This window comes from Salipiger sp., assembly GCF_059781815.1.
The window spans coordinates 24,380-45,721 of the sequence record NZ_JBYNAH010000005.1; the positions used below are offsets into that span (position 1 = coordinate 24,380).

Genomic DNA, 21,342 nt, shown 5'->3' on the forward strand with positions numbered 1-21,342 from the left:
CACTCAGCCGCCCCCCAGAAGGTCGCGCAGGACCTGCTGGATGAAGTTGTCGCGCTGGCGGCGTTCCTTGGTCGGCGCCTGCTGTTGCTGCTGCTGGCGCTGCTGTTCCTCGACCACCTGCGGCGAGGGGCCTTGGGGGGCGATGGCGGGCAGCGGCTTGATCGGCAGGCCATCATTCACCCGCACCATGGTCTCGCGCCAGATGTCGGCCGGAAGGCCGCCGCCGGTGACGCCGCTGAGCGGGGAGTTGTCATCGTTGCCCATCCAGACGCCGACCACGTAATCGGCGGTGAAGCCGATGAACCACGCGTCGCGGGCATCGTTCGAGGTGCCGGTCTTTCCCGCCGCGGGGCGGCCATCCGGCAGCAGCGCACGGCGGCCGGTGCCCTCGGTGATGACCTTCTCCATCATCCAGGTCAGCTGGCCCGCGGCCTCGGGCTGGATCACCCGCTCGCGGATGCCGCCGCCGGTGCCCATGAGCACCTCGTCATCGCCCTTGAGCCGCAGCTCCTTGAGGCCGTAGGGCACCACCGCCGAGCCGCCGTTGAGAAAGCCGGAATAGGCGCCGGTCATCTCGAGCAGCGAGGCCTCGGAGGTGCCGAGCGCCATGGCGGGGGTGTCGTTGAGCTCGGACTTGATGCCGAACTCGCTGGCCACCTTGTGCACCAGATCGCGGCCCACGCTCTCAGAGATCTTGATCGCCGGGATGTTGAGCGACTGCTTCAGCGCATCCGTGAGCGTGACCGGGCCCTTGTAGTTGCGGCTGTAGTTCTCGGGGCACCACTGGCCCGAGCCGGGGATGTTCATGCAGAACGGCTCGTCGACCACGGTGTCATAGGGCGAATAGCCCAGTTCCAGCGCGGTGGCGTAGATGAACGGCTTGAACGAGGAGCCGGTCTGGCGCTTGGCCTGGGTGGCGCGGTTGAACACGCCCGAGACGCCGGTCTTCTTGCCGCCGACCATGGCGCGCACCGCGCCATCCGCCGACATCACCACGATCGCCGCCTGCACCACCGAGCCGGGCTTGGTGACCTTCTCGCGGTAGACGGTGTTCATCGCCTCTTCGGCGGCGCGCTGCAGCTTGGGATCGAGCGTGGTCGAGATCACCACGTCCTCGGTGGTGTCGCGGGTGAAGAACTCCGGCCCGGTCGACATCACCCAGTCGGCAAAATAGCCGCCCAGCCGACGCTGTGCCTCTTCCGAGAGCTGCGCGGGGTTGGCCTGCGCGCGCTGGGTCTGCTCGGCGGTGAGAAAGCCTTGCTCGTTCATCAGCCGCAGCACCGTGGCGGCGCGCGCCTGCGAGCGCTCGAGATCGTTGGTCGGCGACAGCGAGGAGGGCGCGGTCAGCAGCCCGGCGAGCATCGCCGATTCCTGCGGGTTCAGCTCGCCCGCGTGCTTGCTGAAATAGCGCTGCGCCGCGGCCTCGGCCCCGTAGGCGCCGCCGCCCATATAGGCGCGGTTCAGGTAGATCGAGAGGATCTCGTTCTTGGTGTACTTGGCCTCCATCGCCATGGCGTAGAGCGCCTCGCGGCCCTTGCGCGCCAGCGTGGTGCGGCGGCAGTCGGAGATGTACTCGCCCTCGTTCTCCCATTCCTTGGCGTCGTAGGGCACGCCGAGGCAGAGCAGCTTGGCGGTCTGCTGGGTGATGGTCGAGCCGCCGTGGCCGGAAAGCGGGCCGCGGCCTTCGGACATGTTGATGCGCACGGCGCTGGCAATGCCGCGCGGGGAGATGCCGAAATGGCGGTAGAAGCGCTTGTCCTCGGTGGCGAGGACGGCGTTCTTGAGATGCGGGCTGACGCTCTCGGCGGTCACGGCGCCGCCGAACTGGTCGCCGCGCCAGGCGAAGATCTGGCCGTTGCGGTCCATCAGGGTGACCGAGCCGCGGGCGCGGCCGTCGAGAAGGTCTTCGACCGGAGGCAGCTGGGCGTAGAAATAGCCCACCCCGATGGCCAGAAGCAGCGCCACCACCGCGGTGATGCGCCATGTGATCTTCCAGATCAGGCCAAAAACCCAGCGGAAGATGCCGAGGAAGAACGCAACGATCGGGTTGCGCTTGCGCGCGGGCGCGCGCCGCGTCGCCTTGCGGGCGGCTTTCTTCGGCTTGGTTTTCTTGGGCTTCTGGCTGGTCTTGTCATAGCGGCGCTCTGCCACCAGCCGACCCTTGCCCCGGCCTGAATCACTCATGTCGTCTTGCCTGGCATGCTGCTCTTTTGCGGCAGGATAACGGCTTTGATGCGTGATGTAGACCGCGAAACCGCCCGATTAATGACTTTTTGATGTGCATTAAAAATATGCAAACGGTCAATTTCAGCACTCTTTTTGTGCGTCGATGGGGTGTCGAACGAGCGTTGCAAGGGGCTTTTCTTTCCATACCGGGCATCGGGCGGCTTTCTGCCCATGCATACCGCAGGCAGCCGTCTGCAAAACTGAAAGGGACCAAGGTGAAACTGATCATTGCGACGATCAAGCCGTTCAAGCTCGAGGAGGTGCGCGAGGCGCTCACCGGTATCGGCGTGCGCGGCATGATGGTGACGGAAATCAAGGGCTTCGGCTCGCAATCCGGCCACACCGAAATCTACCGCGGCGCAGAATATGCTGTGAACTTCGTGCCGAAGATCAAGCTGGAGATCGTGGTTGCTGCCTCCATGGCCGACCAGGTTGTCGAAACGATCACCAAGACGGCGCAGACCGGCAAGATCGGCGACGGCAAGATCTTCGTGCTGGACGTGGCGCAGGCGGTGCGGGTCCGTACCGGCGAAACCGACGCGGACGCGATCTGATCGCGGTTCGATCGCAAGATTACAAGGGACAACGGAACATGAAACTTCTCAAGACTCTCGCCCCGGCTGCCGCGCTGATCGCGCTGCCCACCCTGGGCCTGGCACAGGACGAGGGCCCCGCTCCGGGCGTCAACGCCTCGACCGACACCGTCTTCATCTTCAACTCGCTGCTCTTCCTCATCGGTGGTTTCCTGGTGATGTGGATGGCCGCAGGCTTCGCCATGCTGGAAGCCGGCCTGGTCCGCTCCAAGAACGTTGCCATGCAGTGCATGAAGAACGTCGCGCTGTTCTCGCTCGCCGCGATCTTCTACTACCTGATCGGCTACAACCTGATGTACCCGCTCGGCACCTGGGCCTCCGAAGGCATCATCTCCGGCGTCTGGGGCCCCGCGGTTCTTGAAGTCGTGGGTGTGACCGCAGAAGGCGCGGATGATTACTCCTACGCCTCGACCGGCTCGGACTTCTTCTTCCAGCTGATGTTCTGCGCCACCACCGCGTCGATCGTTTCGGGCACCCTGGCCGAGCGCATCAAGCTGTGGCCGTTCCTGATCTTCGTGATCGTCCTGACCTCGATCATCTACCCGCTGCAGGCCTCCTGGAAGTGGGGCGGCGGTTTCCTCGACGCAGCAGGCTTCCTCGACTTCGCCGGCTCGACCGTTGTGCACTCCGTGGGTGGCTGGGCCGCTCTGACCGGTGCCATCATCCTCGGCCCGCGTATCGGCAAGTTCAAGGACGGCGCCGTGATCCCGATCCCGGGCTCCAACCTGACCCTCGCCACCCTCGGCACGTTCATCCTGTGGCTCGGCTGGTTCGGCTTCAACGGCGCATCGCAGCTGGCAATGGGCACCGTGGGTGACGTCGCAGACGTGTCGCGTATCTTCGCCAACACCAACACCGCTGCTGCCGGTGGCGCCGTCGCTGCGCTGATCGTCAGCCAGGTGATGTTCAAGAAGCCCGACCTCACCATGGTCCTGAACGGCGCCCTCGCAGGCCTCGTCTCGATCACCGCAGAGCCGCTGACCCCGTCGCTGGGCGCAGCCACCATCATCGGTGCCATCGGCGGTATCATCGTGGTCTTCGCCATCCCGGCGATCGACAAGATGAAGATCGACGACGTCGTCGGCGCGATCCCGGTCCACCTGATCTGCGGCATCTGGGGCACCATCGCCGTGGTCTTCACCAACGGTGACGCCTCGCTCGGCACGCAGCTCTACGGCATCGTCGTGGTCGGCATCTTCACCGTCGTCACCTCCGCGGTCGTGTGGTTCATCCTCAAGCTGGTCATGGGCATCCGTGTCTCGGAAGAGGAAGAAGTTGCGGGCCTCGACATGGGCGAGCTGGGCATGGAGGCCTACCCGGAATTCTCCAAAGGCTGATCTCCTCCTTCCTATCAGCCTTTCGTGACCAACTGCCCGGGCGTTCGCGCCCGGGTTTTTTGTTGCCTGGCGGGCTCGGTGCTGCCGGGCGGAGATGGCAGCCGTTCCGGGCTCTGTGCGCGGCACCGGGGCCTGCCGAAATCAGGGCAGTGGCAGCGCGCAGGGCGCGCCGGGCAGGCGCTGGGGTCCGGGCCTGTGCACCCGCACCCCAGCGCGTCTCTGGTGCGCCACAAGGGGGCGCAGCATTTGTCCGGTCATCAAAGAGCGGCACGCATGGCCCGGCCATGCGCATCCCGAGGGCGCGGCGGGCATGTCTCGAAAGTGGCTGCGGTGTTGCTCAGCGCAGCAGCCGGGCGATGCCCACCTGCAGCCCGCCGGCGCTGGCGAAGCTGACGCAGAGCAGGGCCGACCAGCGCAGCACTCCGTCCCAGCCGATCCGTGTCGGATCCACGAAGAAATACGGGTAGGCGCCATCCAACTGCCCGCGCAGCAGCGCGTAGCCCACATAGACCAGCGGCCAGAGCAGCCAGGTCGCGGCGCTCGCCAGCGACAGACCGTGTTTCGGGGCGCAGCAGAGCCAGAATGCCACCGTCAGAGCCGGCGTCGCCATGTGAACAAGGCGGTCGGCCACCGCGTCGAGCCCGCTCACCTCCTTGGCCAGCAGCGCATAATAGACCACGCCGACGATGGCGATCCAGAGCGTCAGCCCGCCCATCCAGAGCGGGCCGGGCATCCGCCCGCTCAGCGCCATTGACGTGAAGCTCACGGCGACCAGCGCGTTGGTGAGAATGGTGAAGTAGCGCGCAAGGCTCCAGGCCGCGTCCAGCGCATCCGCACCGGGATGGTCGATGCCGTAGGTGACGAATTGCAGCACCAGCCCGGCGACAGAGACCAGGGCGATCAGCGTTGCGAAGAGGCGGGCGCGGAGGGTCATGGGTCCATGATGTGACGCAACTTGCCGATCCCGGCAAGGCGAAGGATAGTCGCCGCCATGGACTGGCGCGACACCGGCATACTTCTCTCGGCCCGCAGGCATGGCGAGACCTCGGCGATTCTCGAGGTCTTCACCGCCGAGCATGGCCGCCACATGGGCGTGCTGCGCGGCGGCACCTCGCGCAAGATCGCGCCCTCGCTGCAGCCCGGGGCGCAGCTTGACCTGACCTGGCGGGCCCGGCTCGAGGATCACATGGGCGCCTGGACCGTCGAGCCGCAGCGCTCGCGTGCCGCCAGCGCCATGTCGGACCGGCTGTCGCTGGCCGGGCTCAACGCGGTGGTCGCGCTGCTGTCCTTCTGCCTGCCCGAGCGCGAGGCGCACCCGGCGCTCTATGCCCGCACCGAAAGCCTGCTCGACCTGCTGGCAGAGCGCGATCTCTGGCCGCTGGCCTATATGCGCTGGGAAATGGCGCTGCTCGACGAGATGGGCTTTGGCCTCGATCTCTCGGCCTGCGCGGTGACCGGCACCAACGAGCCGCTCGACTATGTCTCGCCGCGCACCGGGCGCGCGGTCTCGGCCTTCGGGGCGGGCGACTGGGTGGCGCGGCTGCTGCCGCTGCCGCCGGTGATGCTGGGCCGCGGCACCGCGCCCGACGCCGAGATCATGGATGCGCTGCGCACCACCGGTCACTTCCTCGAGAACCGTCTCGCCCCGGCGCTGGGCGACCGGCCGCTGCCCGCGGCGCGCGGGCTGTTCATCGACCGGCTGGCGAGACAGTCCGGCTGAACTGTCGCGTGCGGGTTCTCTTTCCTCGCCCGGAAAAGAGCGCTACGTAAGGTCCATGCGCTGGACCCTGCCCAATACCCTCACCGCCCTCCGCCTGCTCGCCGCGCCCGGCGTGGCGGTGATGTTTCTGTATTTCTCGCGCCCGCTGGCGGACTGGTTCGCGCTGCTGCTGTTCATCAGCGCCGCCGTGACCGACTGGTTCGACGGCTATATCGCGCGGGCATGGAGCCTTGAGTCGAAGCTTGGCGCGATGCTCGACCCGATTGCCGACAAGGCGATGGTGGTGATCGCGCTGATGGTGATCGTGGGCTATTCCTCGATGTCGCCTTGGCTGGTGCTTCCGGCGACCTTCATCCTCTTCCGCGAGGTCTTTGTCAGCGGGCTGCGCGAGTTCCTCGGCGACACGGCCGGCACGCTCAAGGTCACCAAGCTGGCCAAGTGGAAGACCACCTTCCAGATGGTCGCCATCGCGGTGCTCTTTGCGCAGGGCGTGTTCGAGCATTACCTCGCGGTCAGCATCGAGGGCGTGGCGCCGGATCAGGTCAGCGCCATTCTCAATCGCGAGGCGCCGGACGTGCACGGGCTGGTCTGGAAGGAGCAGGGCATGCTCTGGGCGGGTTATCTCGGGCTCACGCTGCTCTGGATCGCCGCCACGCTGACGCTGATCACCGGCTGGGATTACTTCGTGAAGGCCTGGCCCCATCTGAAGGACGACAGATGATCGACGTGCTGTATTTCGCTTGGGTGCGCGAGCGCATCGGCCTGCCCAAGGAAAAGGTCGAGACCTCCGCCGCCACTGTGGCGGCTCTGGTCGAGGAGCTGAAGGCGCGCGAAGAGCGCTACGAGGCGGCCTTTGCCGATCTTTCGGCGCTGCGCGTGGCGGTCGATCAGGAACTCACCGATTTCGACGCCCCGCTGGCCGGCGCCCGCGAAGTGGCGTTCTTCCCGCCGATGACCGGCGGCTGAGGAGGGCGGGGCGATGTCGGATCAGTCCGGACTTCGGGTCGTGGTGCAGGAGGCGCCGTTCGATTTCGGCGCCGAGGCCGAGCGCTTCGCCGCCGGGCGCACGGATCTTGGTGCCGTGGTGACCTTCACAGGCGTAGTCCGCGACGTGGCGGGCGGCCTCGAGGGCATGGAGATCGAGCACTATCCCGGCATGACCGAGAAGGCGCTGACCAAGATCGCCAGCGAGGCGCAGGCGCGCTGGTCACTGGGCGAGGTGCTGGTGATCCACCGCTACGGCAAGATGGCGGCGGGCGAGCGCATCATGATGGTCGCCACCGCCTCGGCGCATCGGCAGCATGCCTTCGAGGCGGCGGAATACCTGATGGACTACCTCAAATCCCGCGCGCCTTTCTGGAAGAAGGAAAGCGCCGGCGGCGACCAATCCTGGGTCGCGGCCAAGGACGAGGACGAGGCGGCGCTCGACCGCTGGTAAACGGCCGCTGCGACCTTCGTGGGGGCGGCCGCGACGCGGCTTGCGTCGGAGGTCCGCCCGGTCATATCATCTGACCAATTCCAGCAAGATCGGACCATCCCATGCCCTTCCGCCCCGTGCATTCGGAAAAGCTCGCCGCCGCGGTGGTGCGTCAGATCGAGGAGCTGATCCTCCGCGGCATCCTGCGCCCGGGAGAGCGGCTTCCGGCGGAGCGCGAGCTATCGGAGCGGCTCGGCGTGTCGCGTCCGTCGCTGCGCGAGGCGGTCTCGGACCTTCAGGCGCGCGGCCTGCTGACCTCGCGCGCGGGGGCGGGGATCTTCGTCACCGAAGCGCTTGGCTCGGCCTTCTCCGACACGCTGGTGCAGCTCTTTGCCCGCCATGACGAGGCGGTGTTCGATTATCTGAGCTTTCGCCGTGACATGGAGGGGCTTGCTGCCGAGCGCGCCGCGATCCACGGCACCGAAACCGATCTCAAGGTCATCGACGAGCTTTACGCGCAGATGGAGGCCGCGCACGGCAAGCGCAACCCGGCCGACGAGGCGCGGCTCGACGCCGATTTCCACCTCGCGATCATCGAGGCGGGGCATAACGTCATCATGCTGCACATGATGCGGTCGATGTACCAGCTGCTGCGCGAGGGCGTGTTCTACAACCGCTCCGTGATGTTCAAGCAGCGCACCACCCGCGAGGCGCTGCTCGACCAGCACCGCGCCATCAACACCGCGCTTCAGGCGGGTGATGCCGAGGCCGCCCGGGCCGCGGTCGAAGCGCATCTGAGCTATGTCGAGGCGGCGCTGGCCGCCGACCGGCAGGCCGAGCGCGACGAGGACATCGCCCGTCAGCGCTTTGAGCGCGTCCGCAAGAAGGGCTGAGCCCCGGGCTCGGAGGGTGCTGCCACGAAAGCGCGGTTCTAGCGGGCGACCACCACGGGCCGGCCCTTGTGGTGCAAGAGTTCGAACGGCGTGTCGAAGACGTCGCGCAGGGTGGCTTCGGTGAGAAGGGCGTGGCTCGCGTCCTGCGCCACGATGCGCCCGTCCTTCATCGCCACGATGTGATCCGCCCAGCCGGCGGCGGCGTTGATGTCGTGCAGCACGATGACGATGCTGCGCTTGCCGTCACGTGACAGCCCGTGCAACCGTGCCATCAGGTCTCGGGCGTGGCGCGGGTCGAGCGCGTTCAGCGGCTCGTCCAGCAGCATCCAAGGCGTGTCCTGCGCATAGGTCATGGCGATGAAGGCGCGCTGGCGCTGGCCGCCCGACAGCGTGTCGATGGTGCGGTCGGACAGATCGGTCAGCGCAAAGGCTGTCAGCGCGCGGTCCACTGCCTCCTCGTCGGCGCGGCAGGGCCGGCCCTGATGGTGCGGCCAGCGCCCGAACCCCACCAGCTCGCGCACCCGAAGGCGGCTCACCAGCGCCGGCGACTGCTGCAGCAGCGCCACCGTCCTGGCCCGCTGCCGGTGCGGCACCGAGAACGGGTCGATGTCGTCGATCCGCACGCTACCCGCAGAGGGCGTCTCGAGCCCCGAGATGCAGTGCAGCAGGGTCGACTTGCCGGCGCCGTTGGGGCCGATCAGGGCGGTGATGCCGCCGCGCTCGATCCGGGTCGAGATGTCGTGCAGGATCGGGGTCGGTCCGGCGTGGTAGCTCAGCGAGGAAATCTCGATCATCAACGTCTCCGTTTCAGCACGAGGAAGAGGAACACCAGCCCGCCGAAGAACTCGACGATCACCGCCAGCGCCGACTGGCTGCCGAGCAGGCGTTCGAAGACGAACTGGCCGGCGACGAGGATCAGCGCGCCGAGGATGGCGGCGGCGGGCAGCAGAACGGCATGGCGGTGGCTGCCGGTGAGCTGACGGGCAAGGCTCGCGGTGAGCAGCCCGAGGAATGTGATCGGGCCAACCAGCGCGGTCGAGACCGAGACCATCGCCGCCATCAGCAGGAGCGCGGTCATCACCACGCGATCGTGGTTGAGCCCGAGCCCACGCGCGGTGTCGCGCCCGAGCCCTGCCACGTCGAGTGCCGGGGCCATGCGCAGGGCGATGGCCATCGCAGCGAGCAGCACCACGGCGGCAAAGGCCAGCTGCTGCGGATCGACCCGGCCGAAGCTCGCGAACATCGCCTGTTGCACGACGGCGAAATCCGACGGGTCCATCAGCCGTTGCACCATGCTGGCAAGGCCGCGCAGCAGCACGCCGAGGATGATGCCGGTCAGGATCATCCGGGTGATGTCGCGTGCATCGCGGCGCAACAGCAGGCCGAAGAGTGCGACCGAGGCCACGCCGAGGGCGGCGACCTCCATCAGGAAGCGCGGGCCGGCGGGGATCGACGCCGCACCGACGCCGCCGAGCAGCAGCACCAGAAGCGTCTGCATCAGCACGAAGAGCGCGTCGAACCCCACGAGGCCGGGCGTCAGCAGCCGATTGCCGGCGACGGTCTGGAACAGCACCGTGGCGGCGCCGGTGGCGGCGCCGACGCAGACCAGCGCGCCAAGCTTGGCGGCGCGCAGCCCGAGGATGAACCCCACGGGCTGGCGCAGCTGCCACGCGAGGAAGGCGCCGCAGAGCAGCAGCAGCGCGAGGCCGAGCCAGAGAACGCGCCGCTCAGCCATGTCGGCGCCCCGGGGCCGCGTGCAGCAGCCAGAGAAAGACGCCCGCGCCGAACACGGCGACGACCGTCGCGGCTGGGATCTCGAACGGGTAGCGGATGGCGCGGCCGATGAGGTCGGCGGCGAGCAGCAGCATGCCGCCTCCCACCGCGATCAGCGGCAGGTTGGCGCGCAGGTTGTCGCCGCGCCAGCGCGCGATCAGGTTCGGCGCCACGAGGCCGACGAAGGGGAACGCGCCCACGGTGACCAGCACCAGCGCGGTGATCACCGAGACCACCACCAGCCCCAGGGCCCGCGTCTGTGAGTAGTCGAGCCCGAGGCTGCGGGCCTGCGCCTCGCCGAGGCCGAGAATGGTGATGCGGTCGGCGATGACATAGAGCAGCCCCGCCAGCGCGGCGATCGCCCAGAGCCATTCGTAGCGCCCGATCATCACCCCCGAGAACTCGCCCAGCCGCCAGGCGCCGAGGAACTGCATGAGGTCGGTGGCCCAGGCGATGTAGACGCCGACGGCGCCGAGGATGCCGCCATAGACCAGCCCGACGATGGGCAGGATCATCGGGTCTTCGCGCGGCAGTCGTGCCGCGAGGGCAAGATAGCCCGCCATGCCGAGCAGCGCGGCAGCGGCTGCGATCAGCATCTTGCCGGCCACCGCCAGCCCCGGGGCGATCAGCGTCACCGCCAGAAGCCCGAGGATCGAGGCCTCGGGCGCGCCGGTCAGCGACGGCTCGACCAGCCGGTTCTGCACCACCTGCTGGACCACCACCCCCGCCAGCGCGAGCCCCGCTCCGGCGAGCAGCGCCGCAGCGGTGCGCGGGATGCGGCTCACCATCAGCAGCCAGCCGGCGTCATCGCCGAACGAGGCCGCTCCGAGCGACAGGCTGGCCACGATCAGCGCGGCCAGCAATGCAAAGGTGAGGGTCCAGAGGCGCACGGCGGATCAGCTCTCGCTGGCCGCGCCGCCAAAGGCCGAGATGATCTCGTCGAGCGTGTGCATCATCGAGGTCGCGCCACCGCCCGAAACATACATCGGCGCGGCGTCGAGATAGACGATCTGGCCCTGCTGCGCGGCCTTGCTGCGGGCGACGAGCGGGTTGTCGAGGGTCGCGGCGGCGGCTTCGCCATCGGCGCCGATGGCGGCGGCGCGGTCGATCACCAGCAGCCAGTCGGGATCGGTCTCGGCGATGAACTCGAACGAGACCGCCTGACCGTGGGTGTCGTCGGACAGACCGGGATGGGCCTCGGGCAGGCCGAGCGCGCCATGCACCCAGCCGAAGCGGCTGTTCACGCCATAGGCCGAGATCTTGCCGCCATTGGTCAGCAGGATCAGCGCATCGCCCTTGCCGTCGATGGCGGCGCGGGCTTCGTCAAGCTTGGCGTCGAGCGCGGCGGTGAGCTCGGAGGCGGCCTCTTCGCGGTCGAAGAGCGCGCCGTAGGCGGCGATGCGGTCGCGCGACTGCTCGACCATGTCGCTGCCCCAGATCGTCATGTCGATGGTCGGGGCGATCTGGCTCAGCGGTTCGCGCTGTGCCGACGAGCGTCCGCCGACCACGATGAGATCCGGCTGCATCACCGCGAGTGCCTCGAAATCCGGCTCGAACAGGGTGCCCACGGTCTCGGCCTTTGCCTGCAGCTCGTCGATCCCGGCGATGTTGAGCGGCCCCGGCATCCCGGCGATGGGCTGGCCGAGCGCCGCGATGGTGTCGATTGCGGCGGGGTCAAAGACCACGACGGTCTCGGGCGCGGCGGGGGCGGAAGCTTCGCCGGCGGCGGTCTCGATGGTGACGGTGTCCGCAGCGGCTGACATGGCGGAGGCGCAGGCAAACAATCCTGCGAGCAGCAGAGGGCGCATGGGGATACTCCCGGTTCAGGGTGATTGCGTGGCGTGGCGTCAGCCGGCTTCGCGGGAATAATTGACTGATAACGGATTGTTCTTCGCGGCTGCAATGCGGTAACTGACATAAACGATCAACTTTTGGAGTGCAGCCATGGCTCTGCAGCAAACCGGCACGTTCCAGACGCCGCATGCCTCGAAATACCTGCAGCAGCTCTGCAAGCATTTCGCCCACAAGGTCGCCGTGATCTTCGATGAGTCGGAGGGGCGCGCCGCCCTGCCGCCGGGTCCGGCGCTGCTCAGCGCCAGTGCCGAGGCGCTGCTGGTCGAGATCAGCGCCCAGAGCGAGGCCGATCTCGCTCAGGCGCGCTTCCTGATCGACGATCACCTCAGGCGCTTCGCCCACCGCGAGGAGTTTTCGGGGATGTGCTGGAGCTGAGCCGGGTCTAGCGCGCTAGCGCCAGCAGGCCGCTGACGTCGAGATGCGTTTCCATGTGTTCGGCCAGCGCGTCGAGCACGGCCTCGACGGTGGCGTCATAGCTGCCGGCGCTTTGCACGTCGAAGCCGCCAAGCCAGGCGGCCCGGAAGCCATCGTCGCGAAACATGCCGTGCAGGTAACTGCCCGCGACGCGCCCGTCGGCGCTGACCGCCCCCTCGGGGCGGCCATCGACATGGGCGAAGGGGCGGGCGCGGTCCGGGCCGTCGCTGCGGCCAATATGGATCTCGTAGCCGTGGAAGTCGTGGCCGGTGGCGGCGTGGGTCGCGCGCGTCTCGGTGAGGCGCTTGTCGCCGGTCATCACCGTGTCGATCTCGAGAAGGCCGAGCCCTTGCGTGGTGCCGGGCGCGCCCTCAATACCCTCTGGGTCCGAGACGCTGCGGCCCAGCATCTGGTAGCCGCCGCAGATCCCCAGCACGCGCCCGCCGCGCCGCACATGGGCCCTGAGATCGACGTCCCAGCCCTGCGCCCGCAGGAAGGCGAGGTCGCCGCGGGTCGATTTGCTGCCGGGCAGGATCACCAGATCGGCGTCGCCCGGGATCGCGCGGCCCGGCCCCAGCATGGTGAGCCGCACGCCCGGCTCCTGCGCCAGCGGGTCGAGATCGTCGAAATTGGCGATGCGCGACAGCGCGAGGCAGACCACGTGCAGCCCCTCGGCGCGGCGCGGGGTGTGGATGTCGAAGGCGTCTTCGGCGGGCAGTTTCCAGGCATCGGCAAACCACGGCAGGGTGCCGAAGCCGCGCCAGCCGGTCTGCGCCTCGATCATCCGGAAGCCATCGTCGAAGAGCCGGATGTCGCCGCGGAAGCGGTTGATCAGAAAGCCTTTCACCATCGCCGCGTCGGCGGGATCGAGCACCGCCTGTGTTCCGACGATCTGCGCGATGACGCCGCCGCGGTCGATGTCACCGGCGAGCACCACCGGCACGCCCGCGGCGCGCGCGAAGCCCATGTTGGCGATGTCGCGCGGGCGGAGATTGATCTCGGCGGGGCTGCCCGCGCCTTCGGCGATCACCAGCTCGTGCCGGGCGCGCAGCCGGGAGAAGCTTTCGAGCACCGCGCCCATCAGGCGGGGTGTCAGCGCGCCGTAATCGCGCGCCTCGGCGGCGCCGAGCCGCTGGCCCTGCACCACCACCTGCGCGCCGGTGTCGGTCTCGGGCTTCAGCAGCACCGGGTTCATGTCACTGGAAAGCGGCAACCCGCAGGCCAGCGCCTGCAGCGCCTGGGCGCGGCCGATCTCGCCGCCATCGGCGGTGACGGCGGCGTTGTTCGACATGTTCTGCGGCTTGAACGGTGCCACGTCGATGCCGCGCCGGCGGGCGGCGCGGCAGAGCCCCGCGACCAGCAGCGACTTGCCCACGTTGGAGCCGGTGCCCTGGATCATCAGCGCGGTCATCGGCGCGGGCTCCGGCTCAGGCGTCGGGCTTGCGGCGGGCGCGGATCAGCGTGTGCTGGCTGACGATCTCGTAGCCCAGCCGCGCCACCAGTTCGGCGCGCAGGCGGTTGATCTCGTCGCTGGTGATCTCGATCACCTCGCCCGTCTCTATATCGACGAGGTGGTCGTGATCGGCGGAGGGCATGACCTCGAACCGCGCCGGCTCGTTCTCGAAGCTGAGGCGCTGGATCAGCCCGGCCTCCTCGAGCGCCGAGAGCGTGCGGTAAACGGTGGCAAAGGAGACCGAGCCGTCGATCTCGCGGGCGCGGGTGAAGACCTCGTCGGCATTGGGATGATCCTGCGCCTGCATCAGGATCGACAGCACGCGCAGACGCTGCTGCGTCACGCGCAGCCCCGCGGCGCGCAGCGCCTCGGCGAAGTCGGTTGTTTCCGCAGTCATGCGACCTGTCCGTTGCCCTGAATGGCCCTCTTGGTATCGCCGCGGCGCGGGGCTTGCAAGAAAAGGCCGGGGAGAGGCGCGGTGATTCGCAGCCTCAGCGGCGCGCGGCGGCGGCGCAAGCAGGGCCGGCGGGGCGCTCTGACACAAAACGGCATGTCGCGAAGCTGCGGCAAAGCGCCGGTTTCGAGCCCGCTGCGCAACCGGCGATTTCCTTGGGCAAACCCGCGTTTCGCATAGGCGACAGCGGTTTCCCGGCGCCGCCGCGCGCTGCCGGCGCGCGCGCCTCTGCGGTCAATTCTCATGCAATTGGCAAAAAGATTCGCTTGCTTTGTCGCTTCGGGAGGCTTAGCTCCGGCGGCGGGACACCCCTCCCCAACGAGGGGCATCTATCTGGAAGGTTAGGCAGATATGGCTACCAAGCACCCGTCCACGCGGCCAGCAAACCCGCGGTTTTCTTCTGGCCCCTGTGCCAAGATCCCCCAGTATTCCCTGGATATGCTCGCCGATGCTCCGCTCGGCCGCTCGCACCGTGCCAAGGTCGGCAAGGACAAGCTGAAAGCGGCCATCGAGGGCACCCGCGAAGTCCTGGGCATCCCCGCTGACTACAAGATCGGCATCGTCCCCGCCTCCGACACCGGCGCCGTCGAAATGGCGATGTGGTCGATGCTCGGCGCCCGCAAGGCCACCATGGTGGCGTGGGAGAGCTTTGGCGCGGGCTGGGTCACCGACGTGGTCAAGCAGCTCAAGATCGAGGCCGAGGTCAAAACCGCCGAGTATGGCGAGATCGTCGACTTTGCCGAGATCGATTTCGACACCGACGTGGTCTTCACCTGGAACGGCACCACCTCCGGCGTGCGCGTCCCCAACGGCGATGCGATCCCCGCCGACCGCGAGGGCCTGACCATCTGCGACGCCACCTCGGCGGCCTTCGCGCAGGATCTGCCCTGGGACAAGCTCGACGTGACCACCTTCTCCTGGCAGAAGGTGATGGGCGGCGAAGCGGCCCACGGCATGCTGATCCTCAGCCCTCGCGCCGTCGAGCGCCTTGAAAGCTACACCCCCGCCTGGCCGCTGCCGAAGATCTTCCGCCTGACCAAGGGCGGCAAGCTGATCGACGGCATCTTCACCGGCGCGACGATCAACACGCCCTCCATGCTGGCGGTCGAGGATTACCTCGTGGCGCTCGAGTGGGCCCGCAAGATCGGTGGCCTGCCGGAGCTGATGAAGCGCGCCGACACCAACGCCAAGGTGCTGTGGGACTTCTGCGACCGCAACGACTGGATCGCGAACCTCGCGGTGGATCCGGCGACGCGCTCGAACACCTCGGTGTGCCTCAAGTTCACCGATGACCGCATCCAGGATGGCGCGGCCTTTGCCAAGGCGGTGGCCAAGAAGCTCGAGGATTACAACGCCGCCTATGATGTCGGCGCCTATCGCGATGCCCCTGCCGGCCTGCGGGTCTGGTGCGGTGCCACCGTCGAGGCGTCGGATGTCGAGGCGCTGACCCTCTGGCTCAAGTGGGCCTTCGAGGACGTGCTCGAAGCGCAGACCGCGACCGCCTGAACCAAATAAAGCAGCCGCTCTTCCGACCCGTGCGGGCCGTCCTCGCGAGGACGCGCCGCAAGGGGCGGAGGAGCTGCACCCAAAGCCCCCCGTTTTTCGAAAAAGGACCAGACCCATGGCTCCCAAAGTTCTCGTTTCCGACAAGCTCTCCGAAACCGCCGTCCAGATCTTCCGCGACCGCGGCATCGACGTCGACTTCATGCCGGATCTCGGCAAGGACAAGGACAAGCTCGCCGAGGTGATCGGCCAGTATGACGGCCTCGCCATCCGCTCGGCCACCAAGGTCACCCCGACGATCCTCGAGCACGCCACCAACCTCAAGGTCGTGGGCCGCGCCGGCATCGGCACCGACAATGTCGACAAGGAAGCCGCGTCCAAGAAGGGCGTGATCGTGATGAACACGCCGTTCGGCAACATGATCACCACCGCCGAGCACGCCATCGCGATGATGTTCGCCGTGGCCCGCCAGATCCCCGCCGCCGACGCCTCGACCCAGGCCGGCAAGTGGGAGAAGTCCAAGTTCATGGGTGTCGAGCTCACCGCCAAGACCCTCGGCGTGATCGGCGCCGGCAACATCGGCGGCATCGTCTGCGACCGCGCCCGCGGCCTGAAGATGAAGGTCGTGGCCTACGATCCCTTCCTGTCGGAAGAGAAGGCCGCGCAGATGCAGGTCGAGAAGGTCGAGCTCGACGAGCTGCTGCGCCGCGCCGACTTCATCACCCTGCACGTGCCGCTGACCGATGGCACCCGCAACATCCTCTCGAAGGAGAACCTCGAGAAGACCAAGAAGGGCGTGCGCATCATCAACTGTGCCCGCGGTGGCCTCGTCGACGAAGCCGCGCTGGCCGAGCTGATCAAGTCGGGCCACGTGGCCGGCGCCGCCTTCGACGTGTTCGCGGAAGAGCCCGCCAAGGAGAACCCGCTCTTCGGTCTGCCGAACGTGGTCTGCACCCCGCACCTCGGCGCCTCGACCACCGAGGCACAGGAGAACGTCGCCCTGCAGGTGGCCGAGCAGATGTCGGACTACCTGCTGACCGGCGCCGTCAGCAACGCGCTCAACATGCCCTCGGTGACTGCCGAGGAAGCCAAGGTCATGGGCCCGTGGATCAAGGTGGCCGAGCATCTCGGCGGCTTCATCGGCCAGATGACCGAAGAGGCGGTGAAGGCGATCAACATCACCTATGACGGCGAGGCCGCCACGATGAACCTCGAGGCGCTGAACTGCGCGCTGATCGCGGGCATCATGAAGGCCAGCAGCCCCGAGGTGAACATGGTCTCCGCGCCGGTCATCGCGAAAGAGCGCGGCATCCAGATCGCCACCACCAAGCAGGAGCAGTCCGGCGTCTTCGAGGGCTACATCAAGGTCGCCGTGACCACCGAGAAGCGCGAGCGCTCGATCGCCGGCACCGTGTTCTCGGACGGCAAGCCGCGCTTCATCCAGATCAAGGGCATCAACATCGATGCCGAGGTCGGCGAGCACATGCTCTACACCACCAACGAGGACGTGCCGGGAATCATCGGCAAGCTCGGCACCCTGCTGGGCGACCACAAGGTCAACCTCGCGAACTTCACCCTCGGCCGTGCGGCGCAGGGCGGCGAGGCCATCGCCATCGCTTATCTCGACGAGGCGATGGACCCGTCGGTGGTCGACGCGCTGAAAGAGACCGGCCTGTTCCGTCAGGTGAAGCCGCTCGAGTTCGACGTGGTCTGATCTTTCAAAAGGTCATGTGAGACACAGAGACGCCGCCCTGGTCCCGGGGCGGCGTTTTCCGTTGCCGGGAGCTCAGCCGTTGCCATCGAGCGGCGGGCCGGTGAAATCGAGATGGTAGCGCTTGCCGGTCGCGACCACGTCCTCCATGTCCTCGGGGATCCGGCAACCGCGCTCGGCCATCTCGGCGAAGAAGCCCTCGAATCCTCCGGGCGTCAGGATCACCAGGTGCCGCGAGGGGCCGTCGCCGATGATCCGGAAGGTGTGCTCCTTGCCGCGCGGGATAAAGGCGGTCTCTCCGGGGCCGCGGGTGAAGGTTTCGCCTTCGAGCCAGAACAGGCATTGCCCGGTGAGCACCACGAAGGTCTCGTCGGCATCGTGATGGATGTGGCGGGGCGGGCCGCTGTGCAGCGGGCTCACGCTGTCGGTGACCGAGATCGCGCCGCCGCTGGCTTCCGTGGTGAGAGTGGTCTTGTAAAGCGTGCCCAGCCACTCGAGGGCGCCGGGCCCGAGATCGTTGCGTGTCATGTTTCCTCCCTTGGTGACGTTTACCGAACCGACGGGCGGCACGGGCCGCCCGGATGGTCACAATGCCCCGGTTCCGGCGTTTCCCAAAGCGATAGGTTTGGCTGATCTGGCCTGAGTTCCGTGCCTGAAAGACGCACGCTAACATTTTCCGGAGCGCGGGTTGCGCGGCAGTGCAGCAGTCGGCATCTAAAGAGCGACGGAAAGGACGCACATTATGCACCCCATCTTCGCGGTCGGCGACATTCACGGACAGATCGACCAGCTTCACAAGGCCCTCGAGTTGATCGCCAGAGACGACCTCGCCGGTGCCCCCATCGTGTTTCTCGGAGACTTTGTCGATCGCGGCCCCGACAGCCGGGGCGTGATCGAGTTTCTCATGCAGGGGCAGAGCGAGGGCCGGCCCTGGACCTGCATCATGGGCAACCACGACCGCTTCCTGCTGCGCTATCTTGCGGACCCGGCCTATCAGGACCCCGAGGTGAGCCGGCCGCTGCTCTACACGGACCCGCCGATCGGCGGCGACAAGACGCTGGCCTCCTACGGGGTCGACATGGACCCGCGACGCAGCGCCGAGGCCATCCACGCCGACGCGCTCAAGGCAGTGCCGCAGGCGCATCTTGACTGGATTGCCGCGCTGCCGCGCTACCACGAGACCGAGGATCAGATCTTTGTCCATGCCGGCCTGCGCCCGGGCGTGCCGCTGGAGGAACAGACCGAGGACGACTTGCTGTGGATCCGCAAGGGCTTTCTCGAGCATACCGGTGACTATGGCCGCCTGCTGGTGCACGGGCACACGGCGCTGGACCTGCCGCAGCTCTACCCGAACCGGCTCAATATGGATGGCGGAGCGGGCTACGGGCGCCCGCTCTACCCGGCGGTTCTACTGGGCCGCGACGCCTTCCTTCTCGGACCCTTCGGGCGCGCCCGGCTTTAGCGCACACCACGCGTCGTATTGCGACAGGAACACCCGGCCCGAGAGATCGTGCAGGAAGTGCGAGCGTTGCAGGCGGTCCATCACCGGCCCCTTCACCTCGGTGAGGTGCAGGGTGATGTCCTGTTCGGCCAGCCGTCGGTTCAGTTCCTCGAGGGTTTCGAGCGCGCTGTGGTCGACCTCGTTGACCGCCGGGAACATCAGCACCACGTGGTTCAGCTTCTCGCATTCCGCCACCCGTTCGAGCACGTAATCCTCGAGGAAGCGGGCGTTGACGAAATAGAGGCTCTCGTCGACGCGCAGGGTGAGCACGCCCGGCAGGGTCTCGACCTTGTGGCGCTTCACGTTGCGGAAATGCTGGGTGCCGGGCACCAGCCCGACCTCGGCCACGTGCGGTTTCGAGGTCTTGTAGAGGTGCAGGAAGATCGACAGCAGCACGCCCGCCGAGACGCCGACCTCGACGCCCACCAGCAGGGTCAGCACGATGGTGGCGGTGACGGCGGTGAAGTCGACCTTGGAATAGCCCCAGGTCTTCTTGAGGATCGAGAAATCGACGAGGCTCAGCACCGCCACGATGATCGTCGCGGCAAGCGTCGCTTTCGGCAGGAAGAACAGCAGGGGGGTCAGCACCAGCGTCGCCACGCCGATGCCGATGGCGGTGTAGGCGCCCGCCGCCGGGGTCTCGGCGCCGGCGTCGAAATTCACCACCGAGCGCGAGAAGCCGCCGGTGACCGGGAAGCCGCCCGAGATCGCCGAGGCGATGTTGGAGGTGCCCAGACCGATCAGTTCCTGATCCGGGTCGATGCGCTGGCGGCGCTTGGCGGCGAGGGTCTGCGCCACCGAGACCGACTCGACGAAGCCGATGATCGAGATCAGCACCGCCGGCAGCAGCAGTGTCTTCCACATGGTGAGATCGAAGGACGGCGCCGAGAGCGGCGGCAGGCCGGTCGGCACCTCGCCCACCAGCTTCACGCCGTGATCGCCGAGGCCAAAGGCCCATGCAGCGAGCGTGGTGACGACCACCGCCGCGACCGGGCCGGCCTTGGCGAAGATGTCGGCCATGCGCGGGCCGAGCCCGGCCTTGCGCAGCAGCGGCTTCAGACCCTTGCGGACCCAGAACAGGAAGGCCGTCGCCGAGACGCCGATCACCAGCGTGATCAGGTTGGTCTCGCCGATATGCGCAAGGATCGAGATCACCAGTTCGACCAGCGTGTGCCCGCCCGCGTCGATGCCGAAGATATGCTTGAGCTGCGAGGCGGCGATCAGCACGCCCGAGGCGGTGATGAAGCCCGCGATCACCGGGTGCGACAGGAAATTGGCGAGGAAGCCCAGCTTCAGCACGCCAAGCAGCGTCAGGAACACGCCCGAGATGAAGGCCAGCGTGATCGCGGCGAGCGCGATGTCGCCGGGGCTGGAGAGCCCGAGCTGACCAATGGCCGCCGCGGTCATCAGCGAGACAACCGCCACCGGGCCCACCGCCAGCGCCCGCGAGGTGCCGAAGATGGCGTAGGCCACCAGCGGCAGGATCGAGGCGTAAAGGCCCATCTCGGCGGGCAGGCCCGCGAGCAACGCGTAGGCCAGCGATTGCGGGATCAGCATGATCGTGACGATCACCGCCGCGACAAGATCCGAGGTCGCGGTGTCGCGGTTGTAGACCCGCGCCCAGGTCAGAATGGGGAGATAGCGGAACAGCGTCTCGCGGGTGGGTCGGGGCACGTTCATGAAGAAGGTCCTGCGGATCGGTGGCAGAGAAGGCGGCTGGGGAGAGTCGCCGGGATGCCGCTACATATATTCAAAACATAGAATTTGTGAAGGGGGAAATGGAATATCGGTTTCACCATCCCTCGATAAGAGGGAAGCCGGCCCCGGATCAAGTCCGGAGCCGGGCGGATTTCCTTGCGCGGCCTGCGCGGCTCAGCCGGCGGTGACCTTCTCGGGCTTGGCCATCCACTCCTTCCCGCGCAGCATCGCCTTCCAGTAGACCGGCGGCAGAATCTGCTCCTTCAGGAGCCAGGCGGCGCGGGTCGGCTTGGTGCCGTCGAGCAGCCACTTGGGGAAACTCGGCAGCAGCGCGCCGCCATAGCCGAACTCGGCCAGCACGATCTTGCCGCGTTCGACGGTAAGCGGGCAGGAGCCGTAGCCGTTATAGACCGCGTGCGGCGACAGCCCGTCGATATCGGCGGCGACGTTCTCGGCCACGATCGGCGCCTGCATCCGGGCGGCGGCGGCGGTCTTGGCGTTGGGCGCGTTCATCACGTCGCCAAGGCTCCAGACATTGTCGAAGCTCTTGTGGCGCAGGGTGTTCTGATCGACATCGACCCAGCCCGCCGCATCCGCAAGAGGCGAGACGCGGATGAAATCGGGCGCGGTCTGCGGCGGGCAGACATGCATCATGTCGAACTCGACCTCGACAGTGGTCGGCTCGGTGTCGGGCGCGTTGACCGCGAAGGTGGCTTTCTTCGCCGGGCCATCCACCGCCAAGAGGTTGTGGAAGAAATTGAGCGTGGCGTCGTAGCGCTTCACATAGTCCATCAG

22 protein-coding genes are annotated in these 21,342 nt (G+C 67.4%); 11 read left to right on the top strand and 11 right to left on the bottom strand.

The annotated features are described in order from the left end of the window. Window positions 1-3: 3 nt before the first annotated feature. A complete protein-coding gene (locus AC6RA4_RS01135) occupies window positions 4-2,184 on the bottom strand; it encodes a transglycosylase domain-containing protein (protein ID WP_500156561.1) in 2,181 nt (726 codons plus the stop codon). Between the two features lie 257 nt (window positions 2,185-2,441). Here AC6RA4_RS01135 and AC6RA4_RS01140 point away from each other — a divergent pair, with 257 nt between their 5' ends. Both AC6RA4_RS01140 and AC6RA4_RS01145 read left to right on the top strand, forming a co-directional pair. Continuing rightward, window positions 2,442-2,780, top strand: coding sequence for a P-II family nitrogen regulator (locus AC6RA4_RS01140; protein WP_007794645.1), 339 nt, complete (start codon window positions 2,442-2,444; stop codon window positions 2,778-2,780). Window positions 2,781-2,818: 38 nt separating this feature from the next. Further along, window positions 2,819-4,156, top strand: a complete 1,338-nt coding sequence (locus AC6RA4_RS01145) for an ammonium transporter (protein ID WP_500156563.1) — start codon at window positions 2,819-2,821, stop codon at window positions 4,154-4,156. 337 nt (window positions 4,157-4,493) lie between these two features. Here AC6RA4_RS01145 and AC6RA4_RS01150 read toward each other — a convergent pair whose 3' ends face one another. Continuing rightward, the gene (locus tag AC6RA4_RS01150; protein ID WP_500156565.1) at window positions 4,494-5,090 is read right to left on the bottom strand and encodes a Pr6Pr family membrane protein; all 597 of its coding nucleotides are present in this window, start codon (window positions 5,088-5,090) and stop codon (window positions 4,494-4,496) included. 57 nt (window positions 5,091-5,147) lie between these two features. On the opposite strand from AC6RA4_RS01150, the gene recO reads away from it, so the two are divergent. From recO to AC6RA4_RS01175, 5 genes are all read left to right on the top strand, one after another. After that, window positions 5,148-5,876, top strand: coding sequence for a DNA repair protein RecO (gene recO, locus AC6RA4_RS01155; protein WP_500156567.1), 729 nt, complete (start codon window positions 5,148-5,150; stop codon window positions 5,874-5,876). Window positions 5,877-5,931: 55 nt separating this feature from the next. After that, the gene (pgsA, locus tag AC6RA4_RS01160; protein WP_500156569.1) at window positions 5,932-6,597 is read left to right on the top strand and encodes a CDP-diacylglycerol--glycerol-3-phosphate 3-phosphatidyltransferase; all 666 of its coding nucleotides are present in this window, start codon (window positions 5,932-5,934) and stop codon (window positions 6,595-6,597) included. Then, window positions 6,594-6,842 (top strand): molybdopterin converting factor subunit 1, encoded by a 249-nt coding sequence (moaD, locus tag AC6RA4_RS01165; protein ID WP_500156571.1) that lies wholly within the window; start codon window positions 6,594-6,596, stop codon window positions 6,840-6,842. Before pgsA ends, moaD begins: the two co-directional genes overlap by 4 nt. A gap of 13 nt (window positions 6,843-6,855) precedes the next feature. Then, window positions 6,856-7,314, top strand: a complete 459-nt coding sequence (locus AC6RA4_RS01170; protein WP_500156573.1) for a molybdenum cofactor biosynthesis protein MoaE — start codon at window positions 6,856-6,858, stop codon at window positions 7,312-7,314. A gap of 101 nt (window positions 7,315-7,415) precedes the next feature. Continuing rightward, a complete protein-coding gene (locus AC6RA4_RS01175; RefSeq protein WP_500156575.1) occupies window positions 7,416-8,186 on the top strand; it encodes an FCD domain-containing protein in 771 nt (256 codons plus the stop codon). A 38-nt stretch (window positions 8,187-8,224) separates the two neighbouring features. Here AC6RA4_RS01175 and AC6RA4_RS01180 read toward each other — a convergent pair whose 3' ends face one another. From AC6RA4_RS01180 to AC6RA4_RS01195, 4 genes are read right to left on the bottom strand one after another with little or no spacing between them, the layout of a single operon-like run. Further along, window positions 8,225-8,980 (bottom strand): iron ABC transporter ATP-binding protein, encoded by a 756-nt coding sequence (locus AC6RA4_RS01180; protein WP_500156577.1) that lies wholly within the window; start codon window positions 8,978-8,980, stop codon window positions 8,225-8,227. Next, window positions 8,980-9,921, bottom strand: coding sequence for an iron chelate uptake ABC transporter family permease subunit (locus AC6RA4_RS01185; RefSeq protein ID WP_500156579.1), 942 nt, complete (start codon window positions 9,919-9,921; stop codon window positions 8,980-8,982). Before AC6RA4_RS01185 ends, AC6RA4_RS01180 begins: the two co-directional genes overlap by 1 nt. Beyond that, window positions 9,914-10,849, bottom strand: coding sequence for an iron chelate uptake ABC transporter family permease subunit (locus AC6RA4_RS01190; protein ID WP_500156581.1), 936 nt, complete (start codon window positions 10,847-10,849; stop codon window positions 9,914-9,916). The genes AC6RA4_RS01185 and AC6RA4_RS01190 overlap by 8 nt, the downstream gene beginning before the upstream one ends. Window positions 10,850-10,855: 6 nt before the next feature. Beyond that, window positions 10,856-11,767: a siderophore ABC transporter substrate-binding protein gene (locus AC6RA4_RS01195; RefSeq protein ID WP_500156583.1), complete on the bottom strand. Its 912-nt coding sequence runs from the start codon at window positions 11,765-11,767 to the stop codon at window positions 10,856-10,858. A gap of 136 nt (window positions 11,768-11,903) precedes the next feature. Here AC6RA4_RS01195 and AC6RA4_RS01200 point away from each other — a divergent pair, with 136 nt between their 5' ends. Continuing rightward, window positions 11,904-12,188, top strand: coding sequence for a DUF2218 domain-containing protein (locus AC6RA4_RS01200; protein WP_500156585.1), 285 nt, complete (start codon window positions 11,904-11,906; stop codon window positions 12,186-12,188). Between the two features lie 7 nt (window positions 12,189-12,195). Here the strand turns inward: AC6RA4_RS01200 and AC6RA4_RS01205 are convergent, their stop codons facing one another. After that, the gene (locus AC6RA4_RS01205; protein WP_500156587.1) at window positions 12,196-13,638 is read right to left on the bottom strand and encodes a cobyric acid synthase; all 1,443 of its coding nucleotides are present in this window, start codon (window positions 13,636-13,638) and stop codon (window positions 12,196-12,198) included. A gap of 16 nt (window positions 13,639-13,654) precedes the next feature. Then, complete coding sequence (locus AC6RA4_RS01210) at window positions 13,655-14,077, bottom strand: Fur family transcriptional regulator (protein WP_500156589.1); 423 nt, start codon at window positions 14,075-14,077, stop codon at window positions 13,655-13,657. Window positions 14,078-14,485: 408 nt separating this feature from the next. Here AC6RA4_RS01210 and AC6RA4_RS01215 point away from each other — a divergent pair, with 408 nt between their 5' ends. Continuing rightward, window positions 14,486-15,640 (top strand): phosphoserine transaminase, encoded by a 1,155-nt coding sequence (locus AC6RA4_RS01215; protein WP_500156591.1) that lies wholly within the window; start codon window positions 14,486-14,488, stop codon window positions 15,638-15,640. Between the two features lie 115 nt (window positions 15,641-15,755). Next, entirely contained in the window at window positions 15,756-17,351 is a 1,596-nt protein-coding gene (gene serA, locus AC6RA4_RS01220; protein ID WP_500156593.1) for a phosphoglycerate dehydrogenase, read from the top strand. A 72-nt stretch (window positions 17,352-17,423) separates the two neighbouring features. On the opposite strand, the gene AC6RA4_RS01225 is transcribed toward serA, so the two are convergent. Further along, entirely contained in the window at window positions 17,424-17,876 is a 453-nt protein-coding gene (locus AC6RA4_RS01225; RefSeq protein ID WP_500156595.1) for a cupin domain-containing protein, read from the bottom strand. Between the two features lie 214 nt (window positions 17,877-18,090). Here AC6RA4_RS01225 and AC6RA4_RS01230 point away from each other — a divergent pair, with 214 nt between their 5' ends. Next, window positions 18,091-18,810, top strand: a complete 720-nt coding sequence (locus tag AC6RA4_RS01230; RefSeq protein ID WP_500156597.1) for a metallophosphoesterase — start codon at window positions 18,091-18,093, stop codon at window positions 18,808-18,810. Here the strand turns inward: AC6RA4_RS01230 and AC6RA4_RS01235 are convergent. Together AC6RA4_RS01235 and AC6RA4_RS01240 are read right to left on the bottom strand one after the other, a co-directional pair. Beyond that, window positions 18,757-20,529 (bottom strand): SulP family inorganic anion transporter, encoded by a 1,773-nt coding sequence (locus AC6RA4_RS01235; protein WP_500156599.1) that lies wholly within the window; start codon window positions 20,527-20,529, stop codon window positions 18,757-18,759. The two genes, AC6RA4_RS01230 and AC6RA4_RS01235, sit on opposite strands and share 54 nt — an antisense overlap. A 192-nt stretch (window positions 20,530-20,721) precedes the next feature. After that, window positions 20,722-21,342 (bottom strand): NAD(P)/FAD-dependent oxidoreductase (locus tag AC6RA4_RS01240; protein ID WP_500156601.1); only part of this gene is annotated, 621 nt, incomplete at its 5' end.